This window comes from Sphaerotilus montanus (assembly GCF_013410775.1).
Classification (GTDB): domain Bacteria; phylum Pseudomonadota; class Gammaproteobacteria; order Burkholderiales; family Burkholderiaceae_C; genus Sphaerotilus; species Sphaerotilus montanus.
In genome coordinates this window covers 2,365,513-2,390,706 of record NZ_JACCFH010000001.1, presented here as the reverse complement: position 1 = coordinate 2,390,706, position 25,194 = coordinate 2,365,513, and the positions used below count along the sequence as shown (strand labels likewise).

Below are 25,194 nucleotides of genomic sequence, written 5' to 3'. Positions count from 1 at the left end.
GGCTCCGTTGGATTGGACAGGCACAGGCTTGTCGGGCTGTTTGCATTATCCGCACCACACCCGCTTCAAGACACTGTCTTGATACCCCACCCCCTATTGATATACCATGCAGGGTATCAAGGAGTCTGACCATGCGTTCCCCTGTTTCCGCCCATCCGACGAAGGTGCTGCCACTGGTGTGGCTGGTGTCGATGCTGCTGAGTGGCCTGGCCGCTCCGGCGATCGCCGCCGACGTCACGGTGCCGACCACGGTGGTCCAGACCGGCCGCGCGGGCCGCAGCCTCGACATGGACGGCGCCATCCAGCCCGTCCGGCAGGCGACGGTCTCGGCGCAGACGGCGGGCAATGTGCTCGCGCTGAACGTCAAGGCGGGTGACCGCGTCAAGGCGGGGCAGGCGCTGGCGCAGCTCGACGCCCGCGTCGCCGCCGCCGGCGTCGCGCAGAGCGACGCCGGCCTCGCGCAAGCGGATGCCAACCTGCGCAACGCCCGCACCCAGCTCGAGCGCACCCGGGAGCTGCGCGGCCAGGGCTACATCAGCCAGTCCGCGCTCGACAATGCCGAGAACCAGTTCAAGGCCGCCGAGGCCGCCGTCGCCCAGGCGCGCGCCGGCCGCAGCCAGGCGACGCTGGCACAAGGTTTTGCCAGCGTGAACGCACCCTTCGACGGCATCGTGCTCGCCACCCACCTCGACACCGGCGACCTCGCCGCGCCGGGCCGGCCGATCGTCACCGTGTACGCGCCAGGCGCGCTGCGGGCGGTCGTGCAGGTGCCGGCCTCGCAGGCGGCCACCGCCCGCAGCGCGCAGCGCATCGAAGTGCAGTTGCCCGACCAGCGCTGGGTCGCCCCGATCAAGAAGACCGACCTGCCCACCGCCGACGCGGTGTCGCAGACCGTCGAATGGCGGCTCGACCTGAGCGGCGCCGACAGCGCGCTGCTGATGCCGGGCCAGACGGTGCGGGTGCGCTTCGCGGACGCCGCCGCCGGGGCGGACCAGAAGCTGGCGACGCTGAGCGTGCCGGATGCGGCCGTGCTGCGCCGCGGCGAGCTGACCGCGGTCTACGTCGCGCAGGACCGGCAGTTCGTGCTGCGCGCCATCCGTGCAGGCTCGGCCCAAGGCGGCTCGACCGAGGTGCTGGCCGGTCTGAAAGCCGGTGACCGCATCGCCACCGACGCGGTCAAGGCTGGCCTCGCAGGAGCCCGGCCGTGAGCCACGACCACACCCCCGCCACCGCCGAGACCGGAACGCCCGCGCTCGGCATCGCCGGCCGCATGGCCGCGATGTTCCAGTCGAACGCGATCACGCCGCTGCTGGCAATCGTCGCGCTGCTGCTGGGCCTGTTCGCCGTGCTGGTCACGCCGCGCGAGGAAGAGCCGCAGATCAACGTGACCATGGCCAACGTGCTGATCCCCTTCCCCGGGGCGAGCAGCGCGGATGTGCAGAACATGGTCGCCCGCCCCGCCGAGCAGGCACTGAGCCAGATCGCCGGCATCGAGCACACGTACTCGGTGGCGCGACCGGGCGTGGCGGTGCTGACGGTGCAGTTCCAGGTCGGCGTGCCGCGCACCGAAGCGCTGGTGCGGCTGTACGACGTGCTCAACGCGAACCAGGACTGGCTGCCGCGCGACCTGGGTACCCTCCCCCCCATCGTCAAGCCCAAGGGCATCGACGACGTGCCCGTGCTCGGCGTGACGCTGTGGAGCCGGGACGAAACCTCTGCGCTGGAGATCGAGCGCGTGGCCCGCGCGCTGGAAACCGAACTCAAGCGCGTCCCCGGCACCCGTGAAGTGCAGACCATCGGCGGCCCCGGCCAGGCGGTGCAGGTCGTGCTCGACCCGAGCCGGCTGCGCGAACGTGGTGTCGACGTGCTGCGCCTGAAGCAGACGATCGCCGCCGCCAACCTGGCGATGCCTGCTGGCACCGTGGTCCATCGTGATGCCGCCATGCCCAACGGCGCGGCGCAGATGCTGACCATCGAGACCGGCGAGTTCCTGCGCTCGGCCGAGGACGTGGGCGAGCTGGTGGTCGGCGTGCACAACGGCAAGCCGGTCTACCTGCGCGAAGTCGCGAAGATCGAGACTGGCGCCGCGCAGCCGCAGCGCCACGTCTGGTTCACGCCCGGCGTGGCCGCGTCCGGCGCGGGCGGCGTGTACCCGGCGGTGACGATGACGGTCACCAAGAAGCCCGGCCAGAACGCCGTCGATGTGGCCGAGGCCGCCCGCGCCCGCCTCGACGAGCTGCGCAACACCGTGGTGCCGGCCGGCATCGAGATGACCATCACCCGCGACTACGGCGCGACCGCCGCCGAGAAGGCCAACAAGCTGATCCAGAAGCTGGCGTTCGCGACCGGCTCGGTGATCCTGCTGGTCGGCTTCGCGCTCGGGCGGCGCGAGGCGGTGATCGTGGGCGCCGCGGTGATCCTGACGCTGACGGCCACGCTGTTCGCCAGCTGGGCCTGGGGCTTCACGCTGAACCGGGTGTCGCTGTTCGCGCTGATCTTCTCGATCGGCATCCTGGTGGACGACGCGATCGTGGTCGTGGAGAACATCCACCGCCACCAGCAGCTCCATCCGGGCAAGCCGCTGCTGGCGATCATCCCCGCGGCGGTCGATGAAGTCGGCGGCCCGACCATCCTGGCGACCTTCACGGTGATCGCGGCGCTGCTGCCGATGGCCTTCGTGTCCGGGCTGATGGGGCCGTACATGAGCCCGATCCCGATCAATTCGAGCCTCGGCATGGCGATCTCGCTGGCGATCGCGTTCTCGGTGACGCCGTGGCTCGCGGCCAAGCTGATGAAGCCGATGGACGCCGCGCACGCGCACGCCGAACCCACCGGCCTCACCGCGAAGCTGCCCGGGCTGTTCCGCCGTGTCCTGTCGCCGTTCCTGGAGAGTGCGGCCAAGCGCTGGCTGCTGCTCGCCGGCATCCTGGGGGCGCTGTTCCTCAGCGTCGGACTGGCCGTCGTGCAGCTCGTGGTGCTGAAGATGCTGCCGTTCGACAACAAGTCGGAGTACCAGGTGGTGGTCGAGATGCCCGCCGGCTCCGCGCTGGAGGACACCGCCGCGACGCTGCAGGACCTCGGCGCCTACCTGGCGAAGCAGCCCGAGGTGCTGGACCTGCAGGGCTACGCCGGCACGGCCAGCCCGATCACCTTCAACGGCCTGGTGCGCCAGTACTACCTGCGCGCCGACGCCGAACAGGGCGATCTGCAGGTCAACCTCGTGGACAAGGCGCACCGCAGCGACAAGAGCCACGTCATCGCGCAGCGCCACCGCCCGGCGCTGGAGAAGATCGGCGCAGCGCACGGCGCCCGCGTGAAGGTCGTCGAAGTGCCGCCCGGCCCGCCGGTGATGAGCCCGCTGGTCGCCGAGGTCTACGGCCCGGACGAGGCAGGTCGCCAGCAGCTCGCCGCGCGCATCGCCAAGGCCTTCGCCGCCACGCCCGACATCGTCGGCACCGACACCTCGCTCCGGGAAGACGCCCCGCGCACCTTCCTGCGCGTGCAGCGCCAGCGCGCCGAGTCGCTCGGCATCCCGGTCGCTGCGGTCGCGCAGACCGTGCAGGGCGCGCTGTCGGGCATGGACGCGGCCTACCTGCACGACGGCCAGAGCAAGTACCCGATCCCCGTGCGGCTGCAACTGCCGCGTGAATCGCAGGTCGGGCTGGACGCGCTGCTCGCGCTGCCGATGCGCGCCGCGAACGGGCAGCTGGTGCCGCTGAGCGAGCTGGTGCGGGTGGAGAAGGCCGTCATCGACAAGCCGCTGTTCACCAAGGATCTGCAGGGCGTGAGCTACGTCTTCGGCGACATGGCCGGTAAGCTGGACTCGCCGCTCTACGGCCTGTTCGCGATCCGCCCGAAGCTGCAGGACGCCGCCCTGCCCGGCACCGGCGAACTCGGCGAATACTGGATCCACCAGCCGAGCGACCCGTACCGCCAGTACGCCATCAAGTGGGACGGCGAGTGGCAGATCACCTACGACACCTTCCGCGACATGGGCGCGGCCTACGGCGTCGGGCTGATCCTGATCTACCTGCTGGTGGTGGCGCAGTTCCGCAGCTACGTGACGCCGCTGATCATCATGGCGCCGATCCCGCTGACGATGATCGGCGTGATGCCGGGCCACGCGCTGCTGGGCGCGCAGTTCACGGCGACCTCGATGATCGGGATGATCGCGCTGGCCGGGATCATCGTGCGCAACTCGATCCTGCTGGTGGACTTCATCGAGCTGCAGGTCGCGCAGGGCATGGCGTTCCAGGAGGCGGTGATGAACTCCGCCGCGGTGCGCGCGCAGCCCATCGTGCTGACGGGCCTGGCGGCCACGATCGGCGCCTTCTTCATCCTCGACGACCCGATCTTCAACGGGCTGGCGATCGCGCTGATCTTCGGGATCATGGTCTCGACGCTGCTGACGCTGGTCGTGATCCCGGTCCTCTACTACGCCGTCTGGCGCAAGCGCCACGCCCACTGACGCCCGGTCCAACAGCCTGCGCCCCAGCGTCGCCCCGGGGTGCTGGCCGCCGAACACCCAGGGCGACAAGCAGGAGACTGTCATGGCCCACATCGTCATCATGGGCGCCGGCATCGGCGGCATGCCCGCGGCCTACGAACTGCGCGAGCAGCTCGACGCGGCACACAGCGTCACGGTGGTCAGCGCGACCGACTACTTCCAGTTCACGCCGTCCAATCCCTGGGTGGCCGTGGGCTGGCGCGAGCGCAGCGCCATCACGCTGCAGATCGCCCCGCTGCTGGAACGCAAGGGCATCCGCTTCATCGCGAAGGCCGTGACGCAGATCGATGCCGAGGCCTGCCGCCTGACGCTCGATGGCGGCGACACGCTCGACTACGACTACCTCGTCATCACCACCGGCCCCAAGCTCGGTTTCGACGAGGTGCCCGGCGCCGGCCCGCACGGCGGCCACACCCATTCGGTCTGCACGGTCGACCACGCCGAGCAGTTCTGGGCCGACTACCAGGCCTTCCTGGACAACCCCGGCCCGGTGGTGGTCGGCGCGATGCCCGGTGCCAGCTGCTTCGGGCCGGCCTACGAGTTCGCCTTCATCCTCGACACCGACCTGCGCCGGCGCAAGCTGCGCCACAAGGTGCCGATGACCTACGTCAGCAGCGAGCCCTACATCGGCCACCTCGGCCTCGGCGGCGTAGGCGACAGCAAGTCGATGCTGGAGTCCGAATTCCGCAGCCGCGACATCAAGTGGATCACCAGCGCCCGCACCACCTCCGTCGAGGCAGACCGGATGCACGTCACCCAGCTCGACGACCTCGGGCAGGTCTACAAGGAGCACGAGGTGCCGTTCAAGCTGGCGATGATGCTGCCCGCCTTCCAGGGCGTCGCGCCGGTGGCGGCGGTGCCGGGGCTGTGCAACCCGCGCGGCTTCGTGCTGATCGACGAGTTCCAGCGCAGCAAGGCCTGGCGCAACATCTTCTCGGCCGGCGTGTGCGTGGCGATTCCACCGGTGGAGGTGACCCCGGTGCCCACCGGGGCACCCAAGACCGGCTACATGATCGAGACCATGGTGACGGCCATCGCCCGCAACATCGTGGACGAGCTGGCCGGCCGGCCCGCCACCGCCCGCGGCACCTGGAACGCCATCTGCCTGGCCGACATGGGCGACACCGGGGCGGCCTTCGTCGCGCTGCCGCAGATCCCGCCACGCAACGTCAACTGGTTCAGGAAGGGCAAGTGGGTCCACCTGGCCAAGATCGCCTTCGAGAAGTACTTCCTCGCCAAGATGCGCTCCGGCCACTCGGAGCCGGTCTACGAGAAGTACGTGCTCAAGCTGCTGGGCATCGTGCGCCTGAACGACTGACGCACGCCCGGCCCCCGCCTTCACACCACCACACCACCGCACTACCGCACTACCGGAGCATTTCCATGACTGTCGACCGTCTCATCCGCATCTTCGCGGGCACCTTCATCCTCCTCTCGCTGGCACTCGGCATCGAGGGCAGCCCGCTGTTCGTCAGCCGCTGGGCGCTGGCCTTCACCGCCTTCGTCGGCGCCAACCTGCTGCAGTTCGGCTTCACGAATGCCTGCCCGCTGGGGTGGATCCTGAAGAAGCTCGGTGTGCCGGAAGGCCCCTCGGTCTGCGCACGCTGAACACGGAGCAGGGACAATGGGGCATCCGATGACCGACCTGACCTCCCGAGAGGCTTGCACCATGGCCCAGCTCCAAGACGAAACCAGCCGCACCGACCTGCTCAACCGCCTCAAGCGCGCCGAAGGCCAGCTGCGCGGCATCCAGCGCATGATCGAGGCGGGCGAGCCCTGTCTCGACATCGCCAGCCAGATGGCCGCGGTGCGCAAGGCCCTCGACAGCGCCTACGTGCGCATGACGGTGTGCTTCATGCACCAGGAACTCAAGGACCGCCTGAACCTGCAGCCAGACGACGTCACCCAGCTCGACACGATGCTGGGCGACATGCAGACGCTGCTGGGCAAGGTCCGCTGACCGCCCGCCACCCGGAACCCATCGCCATGTCCGACGCCCTGACCACCATCCGCCTGACGCAGCGCCAGGACTACCAGTTCGACACCCGTTTCGGCGACACGGTCCCCGATCTGGTGGCGGACGAGCCTGCACCGCTCGGCCACGGGCTGGGGCCCTCGCCGGTGCAGCTGCTGTGTGCGGCGGTGGGCAACTGCCTGTCGGCGTCGCTGCTGTTCTCGATGCGCAAGTACAAGCTCGCGCCCGAACCGCTGTCGTGCGAAGTCGAGGCCGAAGTGGGGCGCAACGCCGAGAACCGGCTGCGCGTACTCGGCATGACAGCCCGGCTGACGCTGGGCGTGCCGGCCGCGTCGCTCGCGCATCTGGACCGGGTGCTGGCGCAGTTCGAGTCCTTCTGCACGGTCACCGAGAGCATCCGCCAGGGGTTCCCCGTCACCGTCCAGGTGTTCGACAGCACCGGGGCGGCGCTGAAATAGGACGGGAGCCGGCCCGTTACCGGGCGCCGCCCGGCAGCAGCCGGTCCGCCGGCTCGACCTCCGCCTCGGGGTCCAGTTCGATCGCCACCTGCGTGCACACCGCGCGGCACAGCGTGGCCACGCGCTCGCTCTGCAGCCGGTAGTAGATCTGCGTGCTGTCACGCCGCTTGCCGAGCACGCCGGCGCGGTAGAGGGTCGAGAGGTGTTGCGACATGTTGGGCTGGGTCGTGTCGATCTCGGCCAGCAACTGCGACACGTTCTTCTCGCCGTTGCACAGCGCGCCGATGATCTTCAGCCGGATCGGCGTGGAGAGCAGCGAGAACAGCTCGGCCACCGATTCGTAGACGTTGTCAGCCTTGTCGACTTCCGCGTCGCGGTCCATGTTGAAAGCCCACAGTCAGATTCGAATGGGTCCTATTGTATTCGTACGCATGGATGAACGCATACGGCCTCGACGGCGAAGGCACAGCGGCTTCGCTCAGGGGGCAAAGCGGTAATGGTCGCGCTGCAGCACGGCGGCCACGGCCGTGACCTCTTCCGGGAACATCCCCAGGTTCATCTCGGTGTTGCACAACTCCACCATGCCCCGCAAGGCACCCGGGGTCGAGATGCGCCCCTTCGGGTTGTAGATGTCGCGGCCATCCCCGCCGACTTGCCGGGTGTGGCACTCGGCACACCGGTGCTCGCGCATCAGGCGCTCACCAAGGGCGAGGTCCGCGCCACGGAAGATGGCTGGCACGGACTGCGTCTGCGCCTGCGCCCACCCCATCACGCCGGCCCCGGCCAGCAGCAGTCCGCCCAGGCCCCGACGGATCGCGGCCGCCCGCATCTCACTTGGCCCCGCCCAGAATCCAGCTCGCCAGGGTCTTGACGTCGGCATCGCTCAACGCGGCCTGCGCGGGCATCGGAATCGGCCCCCACTTGCCCGAACCGCCCGCCTTGATGCTGGCCATCACGGCCTCGACCGCGTCCTTCTTGCCTTCGTACTTCCTGGCGACCTCCAGGTAGGCCGGACCGACCAGCTTCTTGTCCACGGCATGGCAGGCCATGCAGGCATTTTTCTTCGCCAGTTCGAGGTTGGCGTGGGCGGTCAGCGGCGCGGCCAGCACGAGGGCGGCGGGTACCAGGGCGATCAGGGAGCGGGTCAGGGACATGGGCAATTCCTTGGAACGGACAAAAGGAAGGGGAGATCGAAACGGGCTCCGCTCAGCGCAGGGCCGCGCGCAGCTGGAACTGGGCGTGGCAGCCCACGCACTGGCGGGTGGTCTGCGACAGCGTGCGCAGCACCTCGTCGACACGCTGCCCGCCTCGGGCCTCGTCGGCAATGCGGGCAAAGCCCTGGTGCATTGGCGCACCGAAACTGGACCAGCCGGCGGGCAGCTTGGCGTGGAAGCTCATGGCGGCTGGTTCCTGGCTGCCCATGGTCTTCTCGGGGCGCAGGCTGGAGGCAATCCGCTCGACCGTGGTCCAGTCGCGGGCCGCCAGTGCGCCGTTGATCTCGCCCACCGAACGCAGCAGGTTCTGCATGTCACCCAGCACATGCGCGCTCTCCTGGGGTGTGACATCGACCACCGTGCGCGCGGCCAGCGCGACCGATGCGGCGGCCGGCGCCCCCATGTTGACGCCATGGCCGGCATGGCCAGCGTGGGTGGCCGGCTCATGGCCGCCGCGGTGCATGTCCATCTGCGCGCAGGCTGACAGCACGAACACCGTCGCCACGGACACGAACAGACGGGCAGGGCCAGGAAAAATGGGCATCAGCAGGTACCAGATCAAGCAGGTGGCAAATGAACATTTGCGCGGTGCCGAATGTTATATCAGCATTCGCGGATATTTCAGGCCATCACAACCGGGTTTGCCCGGATCCGTCCGGCCATGCCCGCACAGCCGAACGCCTCGAAGCGCTGCTGGCACAGCGCCTGCGCGGCCTTCGTGGCAGCGGCCAGCGCCTTGCGCGGGTCGAACTCGGACGGCTGCTGGGCGAAGCTGCGCCGCATCGCCCCCGTCATCACCAGCCGGATGTCGGTGTCGATGTTGACCTTGCGCACGCCGCTGCGGATGCCGCGCACGATCTCCTCGACCGGCACGCCGTAGGTCTCCTTCAGGTCGCCGCCGAACTCGCGGATGATGGCCAGCCACTCCTGCGGCACGCTCGACGAGCCGTGCATCACCAGGTGCGTGTTCGGGATCGCGGCGTGGATGGCGGCGATGCGGTCGATGGCGAGGATCTCGCCGGTGGGCGGGCGGGTGAACTTGTAGGCGCCGTGGCTGGTGCCGATGGCGATGGCCAGCGCGTCGACGCCGGTGCGCGCGACGAAGTCCTTCGCCTCGGTCGGGTCGGTCAGCATCTGGTCGTGGCGGAGCTTGCCTTCGGCGCCGACACCGTCCTCCTCGCCCGCCTCGCCGGTCTCCAGCGAGCCGAGACAGCCGAGTTCGCCCTCGACCGACACGCCCACCGCCCGCGCGATGCGGCAGACGTCGGCCGTGACACGCACGTTGTAGTCGTAGCTGGCCGGGGTCTTCGCGTCTTCGAGCAGCGAGCCGTCCATCATCACGCTGGTGAAGCCCGAGCGGATCGCCTGCACGCACACCGCGGCCGAAGCACCGTGGTCCTGGTGCAGCACGATGGGAATGTCCGGATGCGTCTCGACCGCCGCCAGCACGAGGTGGCGCAGATACGCCTCGCCCGCGTATTTCCGCGCACCCGCCGAGGCCTGCAGGATCACCGGGCTGTTCGTGGCCTGGGCGGCCTGCAGGATCGCCTGGACCTGTTCGAGGTTGTTGATGTTGAACGCCGGCACGCCATAGCCGTGCTCGGCGGCGTGGTCGAGCAGCTGGCGCAGTGAGATGAGGGCCATCGGAAGTCTCCTGGGTGCAAGGAAGGAATTCAGCCGAACTGCGACACGCGGTCCATCTGCGCGTGCCAGTCGATGAGGTCGTCGAGGCCGACGGGGGAGTCCCCGTGCCCGCCGCGCAGGACCGGCCGCCAGTCCGCACGGCGGTGCAGGCCGGGGCCGATGGCGATGGCGTCGTCGAAGGTCGCCTGCTCGAAGTACACGCTGCGGGTCACGACCACCGGCACCTCCGCCGCCCGCGCCGCCGCCGCGCCGACCGGCGAATCCTCGATCGCCAGCGTCTGCAGCGGCCCGAGGCGCAGGCCGGCCAGCACCTGCAGGTAGACCTCCGGGTCGGGCTTCTTGTGGCGCACGTCCTCGCCACAGACGACCACGTCGAACCACGCCGCCCAGCGCACGCCCAGGTGCACCCGCAGCAGCGCCGCGACATTGGTCCGGCTGGTCGTGGTGGCCAGCGCCATGCGCACGCCACGGTCCGCGCACGCCGACATCAGCGCGACCACACCGGGACGCAGCGCGATGGCGCCGTCCTGGACCAGCTCGGCGTAGAACTGGTTCTTGCGCTCGTGCAACCGCTGCGCCAGGGCCTCCCGCTCGGCGAGCAGGGCTGGCGCATCGGCGTGGGTGCCCATGTCGCGCAGCAGCCGCTCGCGCCCGCCGGTGACGGTCAGCAGCTCGCCGTAGCGCGCCACGTCCCAGCGCCAGGGCACGCCGAGCGCCTCGAACGCGCGGTTGAAGGCCACCCGGTGGCCATCGCGCTCGGTTTCGGCGAGCGTGCCGTCCACATCCCAGACCACGGCAGCGAGTTGGCTCATCGGGCACTCCTCAGGTCGATCACGTGGGCGGCCACCTCGGCCAGCCCGACAAAGATCCGTTGCGGCGCCGCGGCCTCGATCGGCTCGCCGCCGTTGTAGCCATAGGGCACCGCCCAGGCCGCGGCCCCGGCGTTGCAGGCCGATTCGATGTCGGTGCGCGAATCGCCGACATGCGCCAGCCGCCCGGGCACCACACCCAGCCGCTGCGCCGCCTGCTGCAGCACCGAGGCGTGCGGCTTCTTCTCGGGCAGCGTGTCGCCGGCGATCAGCAGCTCCAGCCGGCCGGCCAGGCCGCAGACCTCCAGCACGCGCCGGGCGTGGCGGCCTTCCTTGTTGGTGACGCAGCCCAGCCGCACGCCCTCGGCCAGCAGCACGTCGAGCGCCTCGGGCACGCCCGGATACGGCCGCGCCTGCGTGCCGACCGTCGCGGCGTAGTGCCGGTCGAGCGCGGGCAGCACCTCCGCGGCCAGCAGCTGCCCGACCAGCGCCGGCTGCTCGGCCTGCAGGCGCTGCAGCAGCCGGGTCATCAGCGGGTGCAGGCCGTGGCCGATCAGGTGGGTGATCTCGTCCAGCGGACGCGGGGCGAGGCCGAAGTCGGCCAGCGTCCGGTTGACCGCCTCGGCGATCTCCGCGGCGGTGTCGACCAGCGTGCCGTCGAGGTCGAAGGTGACGGCATCGACGCTCATGCGGCCTCCGCCGCCAGGGTCTGCTGCACCAGCTCGACCAGCGCCTCCACCGTCAGGCCGACGTGCGCGAACACGGCGGCCGCGGGGCCGGACTCGCCGAAGCGGTCGACGCCAAGGGCCGCGACACAGCCGTACTGGCCCCACCAGCGCGACACGCCGGCCTCGACCCCGATGCGCGGCAGCCCGGTGCCGAGCACGGTGCGCCGCCAGGCGGCGTCCTGGCGGTCGAACACCGTGGTCGACGGGATCGACACCACGCGCACCGGCACGCCGAGCGCGTCCAGCCGCTGCTGCGCCGCCACCGCCATGCCCACCTCGGAGCCGGTGGCCAGCAGCACGGCCTGCGCCTGCGCGCGGTCGCTCAGCACATAGCCACCGCGGCGGATCTCCAGCACCTGCGCGGGGGTGCGCGGCTGCGCCGGCAGGTTCTGGCGCGACAGCAGCAGCGCGCTCGGCCGGTCCGCCTGCGACAGCGCGTGCACCCAGGCGACGGCGGTCTCGGCCTCGTCGCAGGGGCGCCAGACATCCAGGTTCGGGATCAGGCGCAGGCTGGCGGCATGTTCGACCGGCTGGTGGGTCGGGCCGTCTTCTCCCAGGCCGATGGAGTCGTGCGTGAAGACGTGGAGAACACGCTGCTTCATCAGCGCGGCCATGCGCAACGCGTTGCGGCTGTAGTCGCTGAAGGTGAGGAAGGTGCCGCCGTAGGGAATGAAACCGCCGTGCAGCGCCAGGCCGTTCATGACCGCCGCCATGCCGAACTCGCGCACGCCGTAGTGGATGTGGCGCCCTTCGACATGGCCGCCGGTCACCGCGCCGCAGCCGGGGAAGTCGGTCAGGTTCGAGCCGGTCAGGTCGGCCGAGCCACCGAGCAGTTCGGGGATGCGCGGCGCGAGCTGGGCCAGCACCTTCTGCGAGGCCTTGCGCGAGGCGACGTGCTCGGTGGACTGGCCGAAGCGGACCAGCGTCTCTGCCACCGTCTCGGCGAAGTCCGCCGGCAGCGCGCGCTGCAGCACGCGGCGCTCGAACTCGGCGGCCAGCGCCGGGTGGGCGGCGCGGTAGGCGGCGAAGCGTTGCTGCCAGCCGCGGTGGGCGGCCTGGCCGTTTTCGCGCGCGTCCCAGGCCAGTCGCACCGCGTCGGGGATCTCGAACGGCGCATGCGCCCAGCCGATCGCCGCGCGGGTCAGTGCGATCTCGGCCGCGCCGAGCGGCTCGCCGTGGGCCTTGGCGGTGTCGGCGCGGTTGGGCGAGCCCTGGCCGATGCGGGTCTTGCAAATGATCAGCGTGGGGCGTTGCGCACTGATCCGGGCGCGGGCCAGCGCGGTGTCGACCAGCGCCACGTCGTGGCCGTCGATCGGGCCGATCACGTCCCAGCCGCAGGCGCGGAAACGCGCGGCGGTGTCGTCGGCGAACCAGCCCTGCACGGGGCCATCGATCGAGATGCCGTTGTCGTCGTAGAGCGCGACCAGCTTGTTCAGCTGCCACACGCCGGCCAGCGAGATCGCCTCCTGGCTGATGCCTTCCATCAGGCAGCCGTCGCCGTGGAAGACGTAGGTGTGGTGATCGACGATGGCGTGGCCGGGGCGGTTGAACTCGTGCGCCAGCAGCTTCTCGGCCAGCGCGAAGCCGACCGCGTTGGTCAGGCCCTGGCCGAGCGGGCCGGTGGTGGTCTCGACGCCGGGCGTGTGGCCGACTTCCGGGTGGCCCGGGGTGCGGCTGCCGAGTTGCCGGAACGCCTTCAGGTCGTCGATCGAGAGGTCGTAGCCGGTCAGGTGCAGCAGCGCGTAGAGCAGCATCGAGGCATGGCCGTTCGAGAGCACGAAGCGGTCACGGTCGGGCCAGTGCGGATCACTCGGGTCGTGGCGCAGGTGGCGCGACCAGAGCGCCACCGCCATCTCGGCCATGCCCATCGGGGCGCCGGGGTGGCCGGAGTTGGCGCGCTGGACGGCGTCCATCGAGAGGGCGCGCAGAGCATTGGCCATGTCGGCCGGGGTGGAGGGGGACGTCATGGAGGGGCCTGGTGGGGTGCGTGGGTGCCCGCGTGCGCGGGCATGGCGGGTGGCGGGGCGCGGTGGCGGATCAGATCGCGTGGAGGACGCGCTTGCGGCGGTCCATCATTCGCCAGATGAAGGGCGTGAAGATCAGCTGCATCGCCAGCTCCATCTTTCCGCCCGGCACCACGATCGTGTTGGCGCGCGACATGAACGAGTCCTTGATCATGTTCATCAGGTACTGGAAGTCGATGCCCTTCGGGTTGGCGAAGCGGATCACGCAGAGGCTCTCGTCCGCCGACGGGATGTCGCGGGCGATGAACGGGTTCGACGTGTCCACCACCGGCACGCGCTGGAAGTTGACGTGCGTGTGCGCGAACTGCGGGCAGATGTAGTTCACGTAGTCGGGCATGCGGCGCAGGATGGTGTCGGTCACCGCCTCGGCCGAGTAGCCGCGCACGTTCTTGTCGCGGTAGAGCTTCTGGATCCACTCCAGGTTGATCACCGGCACGACGCCGATCAGCAGGTCCGGGTGCTGCGCGATGTTGACCTCGGGGGTGACCACGGCGCCGTGCAGGCCTTCGTAGAACAGCAGGTCGGTGTGCTCCGGCAGGCGCTCCCAGGCGGTGAACGTGCCCGGCTCCTGCTGGTAGGGCGCCGCTTCGACCGGGTCGTGCAGGTACTTGCGGCGCATGCCGTTGCCGGTCTCGCCGTAGCTGCGGAAGAGCTGCTCCAGTTCGGGGAAGAGGTTGTTCTCCGGGCCGAAGTGGCTGAAGTGCTTGTTACCGTCGGCTTCGGCTTCGGCCTGGCGGGCGCGCATGGCCTTGCGGTCGTGGCGGTGGAAGCTGTCGCCTTCGATGATCGCGGCGCGCACCTGTTCGCGGCGGAAGATGTTCTCGAAGGTGCGGGTCACCGACGAGGTGCCGGCACCGGACGAGCCGGTGATGGCGATGATGGGGTGGCGTTCGGACATGGCGGGGTCTCCGGAGGGTCTGATCTGGTCGGTTCGGGTCGGGTCAGTCGCGGAACAGGCTGCGTTCGCTGAACAGCGGGTTGTGCAGTTCGCGCGGCGGCGGTTCGCGGTGGTAGCGCTCGATGCGCTCGACCTCGTGTTTCGAGCCGAAGACCAGCCCGATGCGCTGGTGCAGTGACGACGGCGCCACGCCCAGCACCGGCTGCCGCCCGGTCGAGGCGCGCCCGCCGGCCTGCTCCATCAGGAAGCCGACCGGGTTGGCCTCGTACAGCAGCCGCAGCCGACCCGGCTTGCTGGCGTCCTTGGTGTCACGTGGGTACAGGAACACGCCGCCGCGCATCAGGATGCGGTGCGCCTCGGCCACCATCGAGGCGATCCAGCGCATGTTGAAGTCCTTGCCCCGCGGCCCTGGCGCACCGGCCAGGCATTCGTCCACGTAGCGCTTGACCGGCGGCTCCCAGAAGCGCGCGTTCGACGCATTGATCGCGAACTCGCGGGTGTCCTCGGGCACGCGGACGTTGGCGTGCGTCAGCATGAACTCGCCCAGGTTCGGGTTCAGCGTGAAGCCGGCCACGCCGTTGCCGACGCTGAGCATGAACATCGTCGTCGGCCCGTAGAGCGCGTAACCGGCAGCGATCTGCGCCGCGCCCGGCTGCAGGAAATCGGCCTCGACGACATCGCGCCCGCTGTCGATCACGTCCTGCGGCGCGCGCAGGATCGAGAAGATGCTGCCCACCGACACGTTCACGTCGATGTTGGACGAGCCGTCGAGCGGGTCGAACACCAGCAGGTAGTGGCCGCGCAGGTGCTGGGCAGGGATCTGGTACGGCGCCTCCATCTCCTCGGACGCCATGCCGGCCAGACAGCCCGACCACTCGTTGCGCCGGATGAAGACCTCGTTGCTGAGCACGTCGAGCTTCTTCTGCTCCTCGCCCTGCACGTTGACCGCCCCGCCCTGCACCGCCGCGGCGTCCACCCCACCCATCGCGTCGCCGAGTTCGCCGAACGCGACGGCCCGGGCAATCGCCTTGCAGGCGAGCGCGACATCGAGGATCAGCGCGTTCAGCGCGCCGCTGGCGTTCGGGAAGCGGCGGCGCTCCTCGATCAGGTACTGGGTCAGCGTGGACCGGTTGGACAAGGGCATGGCAATCTCCTGGGGGACTTTGGAATTCTTGAAATCAGTGGGATCAGCGGCGGCGACGCCGTCAGCGCGCCAGCTCGACCCGCATCGCGTCGATCACGGCGCGGTAGTCCGGCTGGTTGAAGATGGCGCTGCCGGCGACGAAGGTGTCGGCGCCCGCGTCGGCAACGCGGCGGATGTTGTCGGTCTTGATGCCGCCATCGACTTCGAGCCGGATGTCGCGCCCGCTGGCCTCGATCAGCCGCCGCGCCCGCTCGACCTTGCGCAGCGCGCTCGGGAGGAAGCTCTGGCCACCGAAGCCGGGGTTCACGCTCATGATCAGCACCAGATCCACCCGGTCCGCGTCCTCGCCCATCACCCACTCCAGCACGTCCAGCGGCTCGGCCGGGTTGAACGCGAGGCCGGTCTGGCAGCCCTCCGACTGGATGAGCTGCAGCGTGCGGTCCACGTGGCGCGACGCGTCGGGGTGGAAACACACGAGATCCGCACCCGCCTTGCAGAAGGCCTGCGCCAGCGCGTCCACCGGCGACACCATCAGGTGCACGTCGATCGGGGCGGGCGTGCCGTCAGGCTTGACCGCGTGCTTCTTGAGCGCCTGGCAGACCATCGGTCCGAAGGTCAGGTTGGGGACGTAATGGTTGTCCATCACGTCGAAGTGGATCCAGTCGGCGCCCGCGGCGAGCACGTTCTTCACCTCGTCGCCCAGGCGGGCGAAGTCGGCGGACAGGATGGACGGGGCGATGCGGTGGTGCGGAAGGTGGTTCATGCAGCCCAATTTAGGCGGCCGCTCGTTTAAGGTAAATTCACCGATATTTGTCTTGTAATTCAGAGAAACTGAATCGAGACAAATCGAGCCGAGATCCCCACGCGATGAAGACCGTCACCTTCCGACAGCTCCGGGTATTCACCGAGGTCGCCCGGAACCTCAGCTTCGTGCGCGCGGCCGAAGCGCTGCACCTGACACCGCCCGCGGTGACGATGCAGGTCAAGGAGCTGGAGTCCGCGATCGAGCTGCCGCTGTTCGACCGGCAGGGGCGCAAGGTGACGCTGACCACCGCGGGCGAATACTTCCTCGTCTACGCCAAGCGCCTGCTGGCCACGCTGAAGGACGCCGACGACGCGATGGCGCGGTTCCGCAAGCTGGAAACCGGGATGCTGTCGGTGGGACTGGTCAGCACGGCGAAGTACTTCGTGCCGCGGCTGCTGGCGAAATTCCGCATCGAGCACCCGGGCGTGGACGTGCGGCTGCAGGTCGGCAACAACCGGGAGGAGCTGGTGGCGATGCTGGCCGACGGCGAGGTCGATCTGGCCATCATGGGCCGCCCGCCGCGCGAGATGGCCTGCCGTGCCGAAGCGTTCGCCGCACACCCGCATGTGTTCGTCGCGCCGCCCGGCCACCCGGTCCTGCGCTCGGGCCAGCCCTCGGTGGAGATGCTGTCGAACTACCCGCTCATCGTGCGCGAGCCGGCCTCCGGCACGCGCGCCTTGATGGACCGCTTCTTCCAGCAGCACCGCGCCGAACCGCGCATCGTGATGGAGATGCCCAGCAACGAGACCATCAAGCAGGCGGTGATGGCCGGCATGGGGCTGAGCTTCCTGTCGCTGCACACGCTCGGGCTGGAGCTGCGGGCGGGCGAGATCGAACTGGTCCACGTCGAGAACTCGCCGGTGATCCGGACGTGGAACGTGGTGCATCTGCAGTCGCGGCTGCTGTCGCCGGCGGCGGAGGCGTTCCGCTACTTCATCCTGGAAGAGGGTGAAACCTACCTGGCCGAACATGACCGGCCGTGGATGGGCGGTGGGGGCGCCGGTCCGGGTTAACGGGTCAGCCCCGCGAACACCTCCACCAGCCGCCGCGGCAACTGCTCGACCCGGTCGACCACCGCCCAGCGCGACCCGAAGATCTGCCCGACGTAGTCGTCCGCCCGCGCGTCCAGGCTGATGCAGTGGGTGTGCAGCCCCAGCCGGTCCAGCGCGCGCACGGCCTCGGCCGCGTCGGCGATCAGGTGCGCCGGGTCCGCGACATCGATGTCGGCGGGCTGGCCATCGGTGAGGACCAGCAGCAGGCGCTTGTCGGCGCGCCGGCCTGACAGCAGGTGGCCAGCGTGGCGCAGCGCGGCGCCCATGCGGGTCGAGTACGCGCCCTCCACCGCCGCCAGCCGCGCCTTGGGCGTGTCGTCCCAGACCTCGCCGAAGCCCTTCAGGTGCAGGTAGCGCACCTCGTGGCGCGTGTTCGAGTGGAAGCCGGCGATCGCCAGCTGGTCCCCGAGCTGCGCCACCGCACCGGCCAGCAAGGCCACCGCCGCCCGGCTCAGCGACAGCACCGTCTCGCCCGGCGCCGCCGGCACCGCGTCGTTCACCGACGCCGACAGGTCGAGCAGCAGCAGCACGGCGAAATCCCGCCCGTCGGTGCGGGTGGACATCTGCACCCGGGTGTCGGGCGTGCAGCCGGCGCGGGTGTCGATCAGCGCGCGCACGGCGGCGTCGAGGTCCAGCTCGGTGCCCTCTTCCTGCTGGCGCAGGCGGGTGCGGTCCTGCGGCTTGAGCGCGTCGAGCAGCCGCTGCAGGTGCCGCGCCGTGTGCTGGTGGCGCTGCAGCAGCGCATCGATCTGCCGCGCATCGCCCGCCGGCTGCAGCGTGTCGTGGACGCTGACCCAGTCGGGGCGGTGGGCGCGGATCGCGTGGTCCCATTCGGGGTACAGGTGGGGTGGCAGGCGGGTGTCGTCGGGCGCCGTGCGGGGCGGGCGGTGCGTGTCGTCGAAGGCGACTTCCTCGTCGCCCGCCTCGATGTAGGTCCACAGGTGGCGGTTGTCGTCGCGCCAGTCAACCTCGGTCGCGTCGAACACCACCTGGGCCGACTGGTCGCTCTGCCGCCGCGTCCGCGCCACCCAGCGCAGCGCGAGGTCGGCCATCTGGCACGTGTCGGATTCGCCCTCGGCCAGCAGCGCCTGGAACCGGCCGCGCAGTTCGTCATCGGCGCCCGCACAGGGCAAGGCCGGGTCCAGCAGCGCCCGCGACAGCCGCACCAGGCGCAGCCGCAGCGTGCTCCGCCCGGCCGCCTCCGCTGCGTCGATCGCCTCGGGGGCCGGCGCCACCGGATGCAGCGCCCGCAGCACCGGCGCCAGCCCGGGATGCCGGCGCAGCGTCAGCTGGTCGATGCGCGCGTCCTCGACACACTCGATCGCCAGCCGCTGCATCGGGCTCAGGTTGTCGGCCACCAGCGGCCGGCTCCAGCGGCGGTGCGCGGCGAGGTGGGCCAGCATCGCCCGGTAGCGCGCCAGGGCGGACACGTCGCCGCGGGCATCAAGCACCTCGGGCAAGCGGAAGCCGTCCGGCTCCAGGTGCGGGCGAAACGGCGGCCCGTCGCGATCGACCGGACACGGCACCAGCGCCGCCTCGTCGCTCCACAGCCCGCGCAGCGTCAGGCTGAGCCGGCGCTCCACGTCCACCAGCAGCGTGCCATGGCGCTCGCGCTGCAGCACGGCGCGGCTGTCGGGCGCCTCCAGCCCGAACCACGCGACGAGGTGCCCGGGGTGGCGCCCGTGCAGCCGCACGCCTTCGTCGATCCAGCGCGCCAGCCCGTCCAGCGGCACCTGCGCGACCAGCCGCGGCGCCTGGTCGAGCAGCGTCGGCAGGCAGGGGCTGGGCTCGGTGGCGTGGTGGCCGTGGATGGACAGCCGCGTGCGCGCCGCCAGCCGCAGCACCAGCGCGAAGTAGCGCGCCAGCAGCGGCCCCGACGGCAGCCGCCGCGCGACCGCGGGCAGGCTCTGCAGCAGCGGCCCGAGGGCGCGGCCATCGGGCGATTTCTGCAGCGCCGCCAGCGTCTCCCGCAGCGGCTGGAGCACGCCGACGCCGGCCGTGTGCAGCACCTCGGGCAGTGTTTCCAGGGCGACCAGCAGCGGCTCGACCCCGCGACCCAGTCGCCCGAGCCAGCCGGCCAGATCGATCCAGGCCAGCAGCGTGGCCTCGTCCGCGCCCAGCAGCGTGCGGGCGCGGGCGACGTGGTCGTCGAACACCGCATCGACTTCGGGGAAACGGCTGTTCAGGCGCTGGCGGAGGGCGGTGTTGTCCATGGGCCCACCCCGCGGGCTCACGGCGCGAGCACCGCATCGATCGCGTGGTCGAGCGTGTCGCGCAGGTCGGCGTCGTCGGTGATCGGCCGCACCAGCGCCATGCGGCAGGCCGCCCGTGGCGCCACGCCGCGCACGATCAGCGTCGCCGCGTTGACCAGCAGCCGCGTCGAGATGCCCTCGGCCAGACCGTGGCCCTTGAGGCGACGGGCGGCGTGGGCGATCTGCACGAGCTGCGCGGCGCGGGCGGGATCGAGGTCCGTTTCCCGCGCGACGATGCCCGCCTCCAGCGCGGCCGCCGGGTAGTCGAAATCGAGGGCGGTGAAGCGCTGCCGGGTCGAGGGCTTCAGGTCCTTCATCAGGCTCTGGTAGCCGGGGTTGTACGAGATGACGAGCTGGAAGTCCGGGTGCGCCCGCAGCAGCTCGCCCTTCTTGTCCAGCGGCAGGCAGCGGCGGTGGTCGGTCAGCGCGTGGATCACGACCGTCGTGTCCTGCCGCGCCTCGACCACCTCGTCGAGGTAGCAGATCCCGCCGTGCCGCGCCGCCAGCGTCAGCGGCCCGTCCTGCCAGCGCGTGCCACCTGCTTCGAGCAGGAAGCGCCCGACCAGGTCGGCGGCGGTCATGTCCTCGTTGCACGCCACCGTCACCAGCGGCCGGCCGAGCGTCCACGCCATGTGCTCGATGAAGCGCGACTTGCCGCAGCCGGTCGGCCCCTTGACCATCACCGGCAGCCGGGCGGCGTAGGCGGCGGTGAACAGCGCGACCTCATCGGCCTGGGGCTGGTAGTGCGGCGGCGCGGTCAGACGCCAGGCGGCGAGCGGATCGGGGCGGTCGGTCGGCGGGGGCATGGTCGGTCTCCCGGCCGGCTCAGCGGTGCACGCCGGTCAGCTTCTCGCGCCAGCCCGGGTAGAGCGCATCGGCGTCCTTCGGGAACGACTCGAAGGCGCGGGCGAACTCGCGGTGCTCCTTGGCCCACTCGATCGGGTCGGCCTTGGCCTTCCAGCATTCATACGCCTGCCGCAGCGAGGTGGCGCCGGCCGCCGGCGAGTCGATGTGGCCGTAGCTGCCGCCGCCAGCGGTGTTGATGACGTTGCCGTGGCCGAGGTTCTCGAAGAAACCGGGCAGGCGCAGCGCGTTCATGCCGCCGGAGATGATCGGCGTGGTGGGCTTCATGCCGTACCACTCCTGGTGGTAGACGGGGCCGGTGTAGCTGTCGCGCTCGATGATGTAGGCGATGGCGCGGTCGTCGTGCTCGCCTTCCATCTTGCCGTAGCCCATGGTGCCGACGTGGATGCCGGACGCCCCTTGCAGCCGGCTCATCTTGGCCAGCACGTAGGCCGTGTAGCCGCGCTTGGCGCTCGGCGACGTGACCGCTCCGTGGCCGGCGCGGTGGTAATGCAGGTACTGGTTCGGGAAGTGGCGACGGGCAGTGGTGATCATGCCGGGGCCGCCGACGTAGCCGTCGACGAGGAAGGCCACCTTGTCCGCGTCCGGGCCGAACTGCTCCAGGATGTACTCGCCGCGGGCCAGCATTTCATAGTGGTCATCCGCCGTGATGTTCGCGGAGAACAGCTTGGCCTCGCCGGTCTCGTCCATCGCGCGCTTCATGGCGTCCACCACCAGCGGGATGGTCCGCTTCATCGGCGCGAAGACCTGGTTGCCCTGCGGCTCGTCGTTCTTGATGAAGTCGCCGCCGAGCCAGAACTGGTAGGCCGCTTGCGCGAACGGTTCGGGACGCAGGCCGAGCTTGGGCTTGATGATCGTGCCGGCGATGTAGCCACCGTCCGTGACCGGGCGACCCAGGATGCGCCACAGATCGGAGATGTCCTTGCTCGGGCCGTCGAAGAGCTGGATCGCCCGCGGCGGCATGTAGAAGTCGTGGATCTTGGCGTGCTGGATGTCGCCCATGCCCTGGTTGTTGCCGATCACCAGCGTCAGGAAGCTGACGATCATCATCCGGCCGTCGGTGATGTTGCGGTCGAACAGGTCGAGCGGGTAGGCGATGCGCATGTCCTCGGTCGCCTCGTCGATCCAGTACACCAGCGCGTCCACGCCCTTGGTGAACTCGTCGGTGGTGGAGACCTCGACATTGGTGCCGGTGGAGGACTCGGCGGCGAAGTGCGCCGCGGCCTCCAGATAGCCGTGGCCCGCCTTGGGCTTCATCTTGTACGCCACCAGGATGTGGCGACCGCCCTTGATCAGGTCGGCTTCGTGGAGGCTGAGGTCGGCGTAGCGGTTGGACTGGTCCATGGACGGCTCCTGTGGGCGTTGTGCGGTGGGGTTGAACGCACTGTAGGAGCCGGGATGGCTAAGGTAAATTCATGTTGTTTGACTTGTGGATTCAGTTTTATCTGAAGTAATCGGACGAAACCAAGTTCGCCCTTGCCCAGTCCGGTTGTCAAGATCCGTGCGGACTTCGAACAGCTCCGAACGCTTGAGCAACTGACGCCAAGTCTTGCACCCGTATTTCGAAGGCACCTCTTCAGGAACATCAGCCCGCATGGACTGGATCACCGGGCCGAGTACCACCCACGCAACGGGATCAACTGCGCAGTGCTGAAGCAGACATTGCACGATCCGGGTCGATGGCCAGTGAATCTGGCCATCCGGCAAGACGCCTTCGTACAACTGGTTCATGAACTCGGGGGAGCGCATGAACACCGCCATCGCTTGCCGTGCTGCATCAGCAGCGAGTGCGCTGGTGTGCAACGCGCGGTAATGGTGGACCAGTTCATTGCGCATCGCCACCAAGCCGCGCAGGTTCGATTTGATGCCGGCAAGACCGCCAAAAGCCGTCTCGATGCGGAATTGAGACCGGAAAAAAACACTCCCTCCGGCCCGGATTCTTCGTCCGTTTCCTCCACATCCTGCCGTGGTTCGGAATGGATCCCGATGAACTCGTTCATCAGTTGGCCCAGGGTCTGAGATTGAAGGCGTTCGGTGGCCGCCTGCAGATTGGTCTGCGGCACTTGCCCTGGCTGCCAGCTTGTCTGGAAATCCGTTGTCGGTAGCAGCGCCTTCAACAACCGCTCATATTGCTGGAGCCGAATCAGGCAGCGCCCGAGCTTGCGCTGAACCTCGCGCTGCACGGCATCGAGGCTGGTCAGCGCCTGAGTGCCCAGCAGCAGTGGCTGCGGCAGGCTGTTGGCCTCGTCGTCGAGTTTCTGGTGCAGCATGGCTGCTCTCCCCGGATGAAACATGGTTCATCCAGACTTTGCCAGATCGGGAACAGCCAACCGCGCAACCGGATCAGAACACGGCCACCGCCGCCGCCCCCAGCAGCACCGGCCAGCGCCTGACCTTCCAGCGGCCCGCGACCGCTCCCGCGGTTTCCAGTGTGTTCGCCCTGTGCCTGTTCATGTGCAGCTCCTTCCGGAACGGCCCATCATGAGCGCGTCGGTACCATCCGGGATCAGCCGTTGTGCCGACGTTGATCAGCAGTTCAGGTCGTGGCCCACTTCGCGAGCCCCATCACGTCGTCTTCCGCCATCTCGCCCGGGATCACCTCGCGCAGCACGCCCTGCCGGTCGATCACGCAGGTCAGCGGGTAACTGCGCCGCGCGGTGAGCACGGCCCGCAGCGGCGCGGCGTCCATCGTCACCGGGAAGGTGTAGCCCTGGCGTGCCAGATAGGCCTCGACCGGCACCACGTCGCGGTCGAGCGCCGCGCCGAGCACCGTCAGCGGCAACGCGCCGCTGGTGCGCGCGAGCCGGTCCAGCCGCTGGTTGTGGCGCTGGCAGTACCCGCAGTCGGTGGCGAAGAAGGTCACCACCAGCGCCCGGCCCCGCAGCTGTTCGGCGACCACCGTGCGCCCGTCCAGCAGGCGGATCGTCGGCCATGGCACCGACTGGCCGATCACCGTCGGCGCCGCCTGCACCCGCCGCACGCCGAGCACCCAGGGCAGCGCGCAGGTCCATGCCGCGGCACGACGCCGACCCAGGGAGATGCGCGGACCAGTCTTCACGTTTGTTGCCCTTCGAGGAAACCCGGGAAAATACTACATCAGCATTCAATGATATTAAAGACACTACACCGTTGAAGCCATTGTCCCGAGGAGAGTGTTCCATGCCCCGACCGACCGCCGCCACCCGCTGGCTGACCGGCGCGCTGCTGTGCAGCGCCAGTCTGATGAGTGCCTCCGTGGCCCAGGCCAAAGACCAGGACCGCCTGCGCCTGCGTTCGCTGGCCGCCACGTGTGCCCAGTGCCACGGCACGGATGGCCATGCCGTCGAGGGGGAGGCGCTGATCCGCCTGGCCGGTCTGCCGCAGGACTACATCCTGTCCCAGCTGATGGCCTTCCGTTCGGGCGAGCGCAAGGCAACGATCATGCACCAGATCACCAAGGGCTACTCCCAGGAGCAGCTCGAAGCGCTGGCGAAGTATTTCGCCGCCCTGAAGTAAGCCGAGGAGCCCCACACCATGCAACGCAGACATCTCCTCCAGGGCCTGATCGCGGGCGGAACGCTCGGCTTGGCCGGCTGTGCATCGCTCGGCGGCACCTCGGCATCGAAAGCCAGGGTGCTGGTCATCGGCGGCGGTTACGGCGGCACGACCGCCTCGAAGTACATCCGCCTGCTGTCCGACTACACCATCGACGTGATGATGGTCGAGCCGAACCGGCAGTTCGTGTCGTGCCCGGTGTCGAACCTGGTGATCGGCGGCCAGCGCAAGATGGCCGACATCACCAACCCGTACAACGGCCTGAGCGACAAGCACGGCGTGCGCATCGTCCACGACATGGTGACGTCCGTGGACGCGGTGAAGAAGACCGCGACGCTGGCGGGCGGCACCGTCGTGCAGTACGACAAGCTCGTGATGTCGCCCGGCATCGACTTCATGTGGGACCAGACCGAAGGCCTGAAGGCTGCGCACGAGGCCGGCCAGATCCTGCACGCCTGGAAGGCCGGCGCCGAGACGGTGGCGCTGCGCCAGCAGCTCGAAGCCATGCGCGACGGTGGCACCTACGCGATCACCATCCCCGAAGCGCCCTACCGCTGCCCGCCCGGCCCGTACGAGCGCGCCAGCGTCATCGCCGCCTACTTCAAGAAGGCCAAGCCGAAGTCCAAGGTGCTGATCCTCGACGGCAACCCGGACGTGACCTCCAAGGGACCGCTGTTCAAGAAGGCCTGGGCGGAGCTGTACGGCGGGATGGTCGAGTACCGGCCGCAGCACAAGGCGATCGGCGTCGATGCGAAGACGCGCACCGTGAAGTTCGAGGTGCAGGACGACGTGAAGGCGGACGTGCTGAACGTGCTGCCGGTGATGCGCGCCGGAGCGCTGGCGGTGAACACCGGGCTGGCGAACGCCAACGCCCGCTGGTGCCACGTCAACTTCCTGAACTTCGAGTCCACTGCGGCCAAGGACATCCACATCATCGGCGACGCGATCCAGATCGCCCAGGGCATGCCCAAGTCCGGCCACATGGCCAACTCGCACGCCAAGGTCACCGCCGCCGCCATCGTCGCCGAGCTGCAGGGCCTGGAAGTCAACCCGCACCCGATGCTGACCAATGTCTGCATGAGCTTCGTCGATGACGCCCACGTGATCCACGTCGCCAGCGTCCACGAGTACCAGGCGCCGAAGAAGAGCTTCTTCACCATCGGCGGCTCGGGCGGGGTGTCGGACGTGCGCTCCGATCTGGAAGGCCGCTACGCCGACGCCTGGGCGAAGAACATCTGGGCCGACATGCTCACCTGAGGCCGGAGCTGACCCACATCAAGTCCGGC

The 25,194-nt window shown here is 69.5% G+C and carries 26 protein-coding genes; 9 read left to right on the top strand and 17 right to left on the bottom strand.

Annotation, left to right across the window (positions count from 1 at the left end):
• The first annotated feature begins 131 nt into the window (after positions 1-131).
• From BDD16_RS10800 to BDD16_RS10775, 6 genes are all read left to right on the top strand, one after another.
• Positions 132-1,208, top strand: a complete 1,077-nt coding sequence (locus BDD16_RS10800) for an efflux RND transporter periplasmic adaptor subunit (protein WP_179633957.1) — start codon at positions 132-134, stop codon at positions 1,206-1,208.
• Between the two features lie 62 nt (positions 1,209-1,270).
• On the top strand, positions 1,271-4,468 hold the full coding sequence (locus BDD16_RS10795; protein ID WP_179636100.1) for an efflux RND transporter permease subunit: 3,198 nt from the start codon (positions 1,271-1,273) through the stop codon (positions 4,466-4,468).
• A gap of 82 nt (positions 4,469-4,550) precedes the next feature.
• On the top strand, positions 4,551-5,825 hold the full coding sequence (locus tag BDD16_RS10790) for an NAD(P)/FAD-dependent oxidoreductase (RefSeq protein WP_179633956.1): 1,275 nt from the start codon (positions 4,551-4,553) through the stop codon (positions 5,823-5,825).
• 65 nt (positions 5,826-5,890) lie between these two features.
• A complete protein-coding gene (locus BDD16_RS10785; protein WP_179633955.1) occupies positions 5,891-6,115 on the top strand; it encodes a YgaP family membrane protein in 225 nt (74 codons plus the stop codon).
• 61 nt (positions 6,116-6,176) lie between these two features.
• On the top strand, positions 6,177-6,467 hold the full coding sequence (locus BDD16_RS10780; RefSeq protein ID WP_179633953.1) for a metal-sensing transcriptional repressor: 291 nt from the start codon (positions 6,177-6,179) through the stop codon (positions 6,465-6,467).
• Positions 6,468-6,493: 26 nt separating this feature from the next.
• On the top strand, positions 6,494-6,940 hold the full coding sequence (locus BDD16_RS10775) for an OsmC family protein (RefSeq protein WP_179633952.1): 447 nt from the start codon (positions 6,494-6,496) through the stop codon (positions 6,938-6,940).
• Positions 6,941-6,956: 16 nt separating this feature from the next.
• Here the strand turns inward: BDD16_RS10775 and BDD16_RS10770 are convergent, their stop codons facing one another.
• The 11 genes from BDD16_RS10770 to rpe all read right to left on the bottom strand — a co-directional run bounded on the left by BDD16_RS10770 (position 6,957) and on the right by rpe (position 16,164).
• Positions 6,957-7,322, bottom strand: a complete 366-nt coding sequence (locus tag BDD16_RS10770) for an ArsR/SmtB family transcription factor (RefSeq protein WP_179633951.1) — start codon at positions 7,320-7,322, stop codon at positions 6,957-6,959.
• 96 nt (positions 7,323-7,418) lie between these two features.
• Positions 7,419-7,769, bottom strand: a complete 351-nt coding sequence (locus tag BDD16_RS10765) for a hypothetical protein (RefSeq protein WP_179633950.1) — start codon at positions 7,767-7,769, stop codon at positions 7,419-7,421.
• Between the two features lies 1 nt (position 7,770).
• The gene (locus BDD16_RS10760) at positions 7,771-8,094 is read right to left on the bottom strand and encodes a c-type cytochrome (protein ID WP_246332517.1); all 324 of its coding nucleotides are present in this window, start codon (positions 8,092-8,094) and stop codon (positions 7,771-7,773) included.
• A 52-nt stretch (positions 8,095-8,146) separates the two neighbouring features.
• Complete coding sequence (locus BDD16_RS10755; RefSeq protein ID WP_179633949.1) at positions 8,147-8,698, bottom strand: hypothetical protein; 552 nt, start codon at positions 8,696-8,698, stop codon at positions 8,147-8,149.
• 77 nt (positions 8,699-8,775) lie between these two features.
• Positions 8,776-9,798: a class II fructose-bisphosphate aldolase gene (fba, locus tag BDD16_RS10750; protein ID WP_179633948.1), complete on the bottom strand. Its 1,023-nt coding sequence runs from the start codon at positions 9,796-9,798 to the stop codon at positions 8,776-8,778.
• 29 nt (positions 9,799-9,827) lie between these two features.
• On the bottom strand, positions 9,828-10,610 hold the full coding sequence (locus BDD16_RS10745) for an HAD-IA family hydrolase (RefSeq protein ID WP_179633947.1): 783 nt from the start codon (positions 10,608-10,610) through the stop codon (positions 9,828-9,830).
• Complete coding sequence (gene gph, locus BDD16_RS10740) at positions 10,607-11,296, bottom strand: phosphoglycolate phosphatase (protein ID WP_179633946.1); 690 nt, start codon at positions 11,294-11,296, stop codon at positions 10,607-10,609. The genes BDD16_RS10745 and gph overlap by 4 nt, the downstream gene beginning before the upstream one ends.
• Positions 11,293-13,302, bottom strand: coding sequence for a transketolase (tkt, locus tag BDD16_RS10735; RefSeq protein ID WP_179633945.1), 2,010 nt, complete (start codon positions 13,300-13,302; stop codon positions 11,293-11,295). Before tkt ends, gph begins: the two co-directional genes overlap by 4 nt.
• A 70-nt stretch (positions 13,303-13,372) precedes the next feature.
• Complete coding sequence (locus tag BDD16_RS10730; RefSeq protein ID WP_179633944.1) at positions 13,373-14,257, bottom strand: phosphoribulokinase; 885 nt, start codon at positions 14,255-14,257, stop codon at positions 13,373-13,375.
• A gap of 43 nt (positions 14,258-14,300) precedes the next feature.
• Complete coding sequence (locus BDD16_RS10725) at positions 14,301-15,401, bottom strand: class 1 fructose-bisphosphatase (protein ID WP_179633943.1); 1,101 nt, start codon at positions 15,399-15,401, stop codon at positions 14,301-14,303.
• Positions 15,402-15,462: 61 nt separating this feature from the next.
• Positions 15,463-16,164 (bottom strand): ribulose-phosphate 3-epimerase, encoded by a 702-nt coding sequence (rpe, locus tag BDD16_RS10720; protein WP_179633941.1) that lies wholly within the window; start codon positions 16,162-16,164, stop codon positions 15,463-15,465.
• Between the two features lie 104 nt (positions 16,165-16,268).
• On the opposite strand from rpe, the gene BDD16_RS10715 reads away from it, so the two are divergent.
• Positions 16,269-17,219, top strand: a complete 951-nt coding sequence (locus BDD16_RS10715; protein ID WP_179633940.1) for a LysR family transcriptional regulator — start codon at positions 16,269-16,271, stop codon at positions 17,217-17,219.
• On the opposite strand, the gene BDD16_RS10710 is transcribed toward BDD16_RS10715, so the two are convergent.
• From BDD16_RS10710 to BDD16_RS10685, 6 genes are all read right to left on the bottom strand, one after another.
• A complete protein-coding gene (locus tag BDD16_RS10710) occupies positions 17,216-19,471 on the bottom strand; it encodes a nitric oxide reductase activation protein NorD (RefSeq protein ID WP_179633939.1) in 2,256 nt (751 codons plus the stop codon). The genes BDD16_RS10715 and BDD16_RS10710 overlap by 4 nt on opposite strands.
• Positions 19,472-19,488: 17 nt before the next feature.
• Positions 19,489-20,316 (bottom strand): CbbQ/NirQ/NorQ/GpvN family protein, encoded by an 828-nt coding sequence (locus BDD16_RS10705; protein ID WP_179633938.1) that lies wholly within the window; start codon positions 20,314-20,316, stop codon positions 19,489-19,491.
• Positions 20,317-20,335: 19 nt separating this feature from the next.
• The gene (locus BDD16_RS10700; protein WP_179633937.1) at positions 20,336-21,718 is read right to left on the bottom strand and encodes a ribulose-bisphosphate carboxylase; all 1,383 of its coding nucleotides are present in this window, start codon (positions 21,716-21,718) and stop codon (positions 20,336-20,338) included.
• Positions 21,719-21,787: 69 nt separating this feature from the next.
• A complete protein-coding gene (locus BDD16_RS10695; protein WP_179633936.1) occupies positions 21,788-22,105 on the bottom strand; it encodes an OST-HTH/LOTUS domain-containing protein in 318 nt (105 codons plus the stop codon).
• Positions 22,102-22,644, bottom strand: coding sequence for a hypothetical protein (locus BDD16_RS10690; RefSeq protein WP_179633935.1), 543 nt, complete (start codon positions 22,642-22,644; stop codon positions 22,102-22,104). Before BDD16_RS10690 ends, BDD16_RS10695 begins: the two co-directional genes overlap by 4 nt.
• Before the next feature lie 266 nt (positions 22,645-22,910).
• Positions 22,911-23,432 (bottom strand): TlpA disulfide reductase family protein, encoded by a 522-nt coding sequence (locus BDD16_RS10685; protein WP_179633934.1) that lies wholly within the window; start codon positions 23,430-23,432, stop codon positions 22,911-22,913.
• A 101-nt stretch (positions 23,433-23,533) separates the two neighbouring features.
• Here BDD16_RS10685 and BDD16_RS10680 point away from each other — a divergent pair, with 101 nt between their 5' ends.
• On the top strand, positions 23,534-23,869 hold the full coding sequence (locus BDD16_RS10680; RefSeq protein WP_179633933.1) for a c-type cytochrome: 336 nt from the start codon (positions 23,534-23,536) through the stop codon (positions 23,867-23,869).
• Between the two features lie 18 nt (positions 23,870-23,887).
• Positions 23,888-25,165, top strand: a complete 1,278-nt coding sequence (locus BDD16_RS10675; RefSeq protein WP_179633932.1) for an NAD(P)/FAD-dependent oxidoreductase — start codon at positions 23,888-23,890, stop codon at positions 25,163-25,165.
• Positions 25,166-25,194: the final 29 nt, after the last annotated feature.

Bases quoted from the DNA above. Each gene is read 5' to 3' on its own strand.
- BDD16_RS10715 (WP_179633940.1), top strand. From the start codon at position 16,269: ATGAAGACCGTCACCTTCCGACAGCTCCGGGTATTCACCGAGGTCGCC.
- BDD16_RS10775 (WP_179633952.1), top strand. From the start codon at position 6,494: ATGTCCGACGCCCTGACCACCATCCGCCTGACGCAGCGCCAGGACTAC.
- gph (WP_179633946.1), bottom strand. From the start codon at position 11,296: ATGAGCGTCGATGCCGTCACCTTCGACCTCGACGGCACGCTGGTCGAC.
- BDD16_RS10760 (WP_246332517.1), bottom strand. From the start codon at position 8,094: ATGTCCCTGACCCGCTCCCTGATCGCCCTGGTACCCGCCGCCCTCGTG.
- rpe (WP_179633941.1), bottom strand. From the start codon at position 16,164: ATGAACCACCTTCCGCACCACCGCATCGCCCCGTCCATCCTGTCCGCC.
- BDD16_RS10790 (WP_179633956.1), top strand. From the start codon at position 4,551: ATGGCCCACATCGTCATCATGGGCGCCGGCATCGGCGGCATGCCCGCG.
- fba (WP_179633948.1), bottom strand. From the start codon at position 9,798: ATGGCCCTCATCTCACTGCGCCAGCTGCTCGACCACGCCGCCGAGCAC.
- BDD16_RS10680 (WP_179633933.1), top strand. From the start codon at position 23,534: ATGCCCCGACCGACCGCCGCCACCCGCTGGCTGACCGGCGCGCTGCTG.
- BDD16_RS10700 (WP_179633937.1), bottom strand. From the start codon at position 21,718: ATGGACCAGTCCAACCGCTACGCCGACCTCAGCCTCCACGAAGCCGAC.
- BDD16_RS10765 (WP_179633950.1), bottom strand. From the start codon at position 7,769: ATGCGGGCGGCCGCGATCCGTCGGGGCCTGGGCGGACTGCTGCTGGCC.
- BDD16_RS10785 (WP_179633955.1), top strand. From the start codon at position 5,891: ATGACTGTCGACCGTCTCATCCGCATCTTCGCGGGCACCTTCATCCTC.
- BDD16_RS10745 (WP_179633947.1), bottom strand. From the start codon at position 10,610: ATGAGCCAACTCGCTGCCGTGGTCTGGGATGTGGACGGCACGCTCGCC.
- BDD16_RS10780 (WP_179633953.1), top strand. From the start codon at position 6,177: ATGGCCCAGCTCCAAGACGAAACCAGCCGCACCGACCTGCTCAACCGC.
- BDD16_RS10710 (WP_179633939.1), bottom strand. From the start codon at position 19,471: ATGGACAACACCGCCCTCCGCCAGCGCCTGAACAGCCGTTTCCCCGAA.
- tkt (WP_179633945.1), bottom strand. From the start codon at position 13,302: ATGACGTCCCCCTCCACCCCGGCCGACATGGCCAATGCTCTGCGCGCC.
- BDD16_RS10795 (WP_179636100.1), top strand. From the start codon at position 1,271: ATGGCCGCGATGTTCCAGTCGAACGCGATCACGCCGCTGCTGGCAATC.
- BDD16_RS10675 (WP_179633932.1), top strand. From the start codon at position 23,888: ATGCAACGCAGACATCTCCTCCAGGGCCTGATCGCGGGCGGAACGCTC.
- BDD16_RS10705 (WP_179633938.1), bottom strand. From the start codon at position 20,316: ATGCCCCCGCCGACCGACCGCCCCGATCCGCTCGCCGCCTGGCGTCTG.
- BDD16_RS10730 (WP_179633944.1), bottom strand. From the start codon at position 14,257: ATGTCCGAACGCCACCCCATCATCGCCATCACCGGCTCGTCCGGTGCC.
- BDD16_RS10690 (WP_179633935.1), bottom strand. From the start codon at position 22,644: ATGCTGCACCAGAAACTCGACGACGAGGCCAACAGCCTGCCGCAGCCA.
- BDD16_RS10725 (WP_179633943.1), bottom strand. From the start codon at position 15,401: ATGCCCTTGTCCAACCGGTCCACGCTGACCCAGTACCTGATCGAGGAG.
- BDD16_RS10800 (WP_179633957.1), top strand. From the start codon at position 132: ATGCGTTCCCCTGTTTCCGCCCATCCGACGAAGGTGCTGCCACTGGTG.
- BDD16_RS10770 (WP_179633951.1), bottom strand. From the start codon at position 7,322: ATGGACCGCGACGCGGAAGTCGACAAGGCTGACAACGTCTACGAATCG.
- BDD16_RS10755 (WP_179633949.1), bottom strand. From the start codon at position 8,698: ATGCCCATTTTTCCTGGCCCTGCCCGTCTGTTCGTGTCCGTGGCGACG.
- BDD16_RS10695 (WP_179633936.1), bottom strand. From the start codon at position 22,105: ATGAACCAGTTGTACGAAGGCGTCTTGCCGGATGGCCAGATTCACTGG.